This window comes from uncultured Streptococcus sp. (assembly GCF_963521865.1).
Taxonomy (GTDB): Bacteria; Bacillota; Bacilli; order Lactobacillales; family Streptococcaceae; genus Streptococcus.
The window spans coordinates 1-3,080 of sequence record NZ_CAUQWY010000084.1; the positions used below are offsets into that span (position 1 = coordinate 1).

Genomic DNA, 3,080 nt, shown 5'->3' on the forward strand with positions numbered 1-3,080 from the left:
GGTACAATGACCAACCTCCTTTTCGTTTCATACTCTTCAAAAATCTCTTCAAACCACGTCAACGTCGCCTTGCCGTATGTATGGTTACTGACTTCGTCAGTTCTATCTGCAACCTCAAAACAGTGTTTTGAGCTGGCTTCGTCAGTTCTATCTACAACCTCAAAACAGTGCTTTGAGCAACCTGCGGCTAGCTTTCTAGTTTGCTCTTTGATTTTCATTGAGTATCAGATTTAAGAAATTAACTTCCTCGTCTCCAGAAAATCGCTAAGACAATCATGGCTCCTAAAATCGCTGGGATAATGGCAGTTCCTGCTATTATCGGTCCCCAAGTCCCAAAAAGCAAGTGGCCTATAAAGGCACCAATCCAGCCTAGAAACATTTTTCCAAAACATCCCATTCGCTCTCCACGATTGATCAGAGTACCTGCTAAAAATCCCACTAGGAGACCAACGAACATACTTCCTAACATATTATCTCCTTAATTTGCCCAATCTCCGTTACGGAAGAGTGGTACACGTGTCCCATCCTCACGGATACCATCGATATCCATTTGACTAGACCCAATCATAAAGTCCACGTGAACATCTGAACGGTTAAGCCCCGCAACTTCAAGCTCCTCTTCGCTCATCTCCGCTCCACCAACAACGCTAGTTGCATAGGCTGCACCGATAGCCAAGTGATTTGACGCATTTTCATCGAAAAGGGTGTTAAAGAAGGTAATGCCTGATTGAGAAATTGGGCTTGGATCTGGTACCAAGGCACATTCACCCAAGGCACGCGCACCCGCATTTTCAAAGACAAGGTCTTTCATAACCTGATCACCCTTCTCAGCAGTGATATCTACGATTTGTCCATCCTTGAAGGTTACTTTAATTCCCTCGATGATATTTCCATTATAGCTAAGCGGTTTTGTAGAAGTGACATAACCATCTGCACGACGGAAGTCAGGCGCTGTGAAGACTTCCTCTGTCGGCATATTTGGCAAGAATCCTTCGCCCTGTGCATTGATAGCACCAGCTGATTCCCAAACGTGGTTCTTTGGTAAACCAAGTGTCAAATCTGTCCCTGGCGCTGTGTAGTGAAGGGCTGAAAATTGTTCTTTATTGAGCATATCAGCTTTACTCTTAAGGATAGCTGCATGCTCTTCCCAAGCCTTAACAGGATTTTCTTCGTAGACACGGCAAGTTTTGAAGATTTGGTCCCAAAGGAGATCGACTGCTTCTTCGTCGCTCGCAGCATTTGGAAAGACTTTCTTAGCCCACTCAAGTCCAGCAGCGGCTGCTACAGTCCAGCTAACCTTGTTGGATTGAGTTGCGATACGCATTGGCTTCATGGCAAGTCCCATAGCTTTGGCAGAAGCTGATAGCTTGTCAGCATCCACTCCGTTCAAGGCACCTGGATCAGATGAACGAACCCCAAGACGGCTAGCTTTGTTCTCTAAAAGATAGTTCATCTCAGCAATCTTGTATTCTGGCACATTGTCCAAACGCTCCATCGGCGCATGGAGGAATTTCTCACGGTTAATGACATCATCTGTCCACTGAACGATAACCTCATGCGCACCCAAGTCATAAGCTTCTTTGACGATTAAGTGAGCCAACTCACGTTGCTCCACATCGATAGAGAGAGCCAAAGTGTGACCAGGTTGCACATTGATTCCGTTCGCAACCAACAATTTCGCATATTTTTCTAGATTTTCTTTAAAATTTGGTAAAACCATTCTATTCTTCCTTTTCTTTTTGTTTATTTTTCTTTCAAAGCAGAAAATAATCCTGCTAAAGCAATGGCACCAGACAAGAGTGCTGTTGATAGAAGAATTGTTTGATCAGCAAGTTCTAATTGATATTCAAATACCTTCTCAGCCGGCTTATCTTCCGCGAATATTCTTAGTTCCATCCTGAACTCCTTAAAATAGATTAAAACAAATCACTATGACTGCCTGTTCTAAGCAAGTTTAAAAGCAATTCTTCCCTGTCTACTTTATAGACCAAAAGCCAATCTGGCTGGATATGGCATTCACGAATTCCTTGAAAATACTTGGATGCCGTCAATTGATGATCACGATATCTAGCAGGAAGTTCTTTTTCTTGAACAAGAAAATTTAAAACTTCTTCCAGTAATTCTGCTTTCAAATCACGCTTCATAGCCAACTTAAAATCTTTTTTAAACTGTTTATGATAACGAATCTTAAGCACGCAAGTCCTCCATCAAGTCTGAGACTGATTCAAAAGACTGGCTCATATTACGATTTTGGTCTAAATCTGTTAACACTTGGAGCAACTTCCGATTTTCGTCTAGCCTAACATCAAAAGGTAATCCCTGATATTGAATAGCCTGACGAAGGAAAATATTAATAGCCGTTGTCATATCCATTCCCAGATTACTAAACACCTGTTGGGCCTGCTCCTTAACCTCACTATCCAGACGGATGCTCATACTCGTCTTTGACATACTCTCACCCTCTTTCTATAGACTATTTTAACAAAAAAGAAAGCCAATGTAAATCTATTGGATATACATTAGCCTCTTTGGATAGATGATTAAACAATTTTTTTAAAACAACTCATCAAATAAACTGAGCTGGTTATCCTCTGGCATATTTCCGAGAATGCCCATTTCATCCATCTTTTCAACCAAGGTTGATGAGAGTCCACCACGCTTGCGTAGTTCTGTTTTAGAGAGGAATTCTCCCTCTTCACGCGCTCGCACCAACTGCTTAGCAACGTTCTCTCCCAGACCATCCATAGCTACAAAAGGCGGAATGAGGGTGCCCCCATCGATGAGGAACTCTGTCGCCTGACTACGGTAGAGATCGAGTTTGCCAAACTTGAAACCTCGTTCCCACATCTCATTGACAATCTCAAGAGTTGTATAAAGATCAATTTCCACATTAGAGGCTTCATTGTTCTTCCGTTTTTCAGAGATTTCTTCCATTCTGCGTTTGATGGCATCCAAGCCCGCACCCATGGTCTTGATATCAAAAGCCTTAGCACGGATGGAGAAGTAAGCACAGTAATAATAAATGGGATGGTGAACCTTGAAGTAAGCTACACGCAAGGCCATCATAACGTAGGCTGCCG

The 3,080-nt window shown here is 42.6% G+C and carries 5 protein-coding genes and 2 pseudogenes; all 7 read right to left on the reverse strand.

Annotation, left to right across the window (positions count from 1 at the left end; all coding sequences use genetic code 11):
- A pseudogene (locus RWO85_RS10050) lies at positions 1-218 on the reverse strand (hypothetical protein); the annotation flags it as partial.
- A 20-nt stretch (positions 219-238) separates the two neighbouring features.
- Entirely contained in the window at positions 239-469 is a 231-nt protein-coding gene (locus tag RWO85_RS10055) for a GlsB/YeaQ/YmgE family stress response membrane protein (protein WP_314415704.1), read from the reverse strand.
- A gap of 9 nt (positions 470-478) precedes the next feature.
- A complete protein-coding gene (locus RWO85_RS10060; protein ID WP_314415706.1) occupies positions 479-1,720 on the reverse strand; it encodes an aminopeptidase in 1,242 nt (413 codons plus the stop codon).
- Positions 1,721-1,743: 23 nt separating this feature from the next.
- Positions 1,744-1,896, reverse strand: coding sequence for a hypothetical protein (locus tag RWO85_RS10065; RefSeq protein ID WP_311517170.1), 153 nt, complete (start codon positions 1,894-1,896; stop codon positions 1,744-1,746).
- 20 nt (positions 1,897-1,916) lie between these two features.
- Entirely contained in the window at positions 1,917-2,195 is a 279-nt protein-coding gene (locus tag RWO85_RS10070; RefSeq protein ID WP_314415223.1) for a type II toxin-antitoxin system YafQ family toxin, read from the reverse strand.
- On the reverse strand, positions 2,188-2,451 hold the full coding sequence (locus RWO85_RS10075; RefSeq protein ID WP_049551202.1) for a type II toxin-antitoxin system RelB/DinJ family antitoxin: 264 nt from the start codon (positions 2,449-2,451) through the stop codon (positions 2,188-2,190). The genes RWO85_RS10070 and RWO85_RS10075 overlap by 8 nt, the downstream gene beginning before the upstream one ends.
- A gap of 102 nt (positions 2,452-2,553) precedes the next feature.
- A pseudogene (gene polC, locus RWO85_RS10080) lies at positions 2,554-3,080 on the reverse strand (PolC-type DNA polymerase III); the annotation flags it as partial.

Bases quoted from the DNA above. Each gene is read 5' to 3' on its own strand.
- RWO85_RS10065 (WP_311517170.1), bottom strand. From the start codon at position 1,896: ATGGAACTAAGAATATTCGCGGAAGATAAGCCGGCTGAGAAGGTATTT.
- RWO85_RS10060 (WP_314415706.1), bottom strand. From the start codon at position 1,720: ATGGTTTTACCAAATTTTAAAGAAAATCTAGAAAAATATGCGAAATTG.
- RWO85_RS10075 (WP_049551202.1), bottom strand. From the start codon at position 2,451: ATGTCAAAGACGAGTATGAGCATCCGTCTGGATAGTGAGGTTAAGGAG.
- RWO85_RS10055 (WP_314415704.1), bottom strand. From the start codon at position 469: ATGTTAGGAAGTATGTTCGTTGGTCTCCTAGTGGGATTTTTAGCAGGT.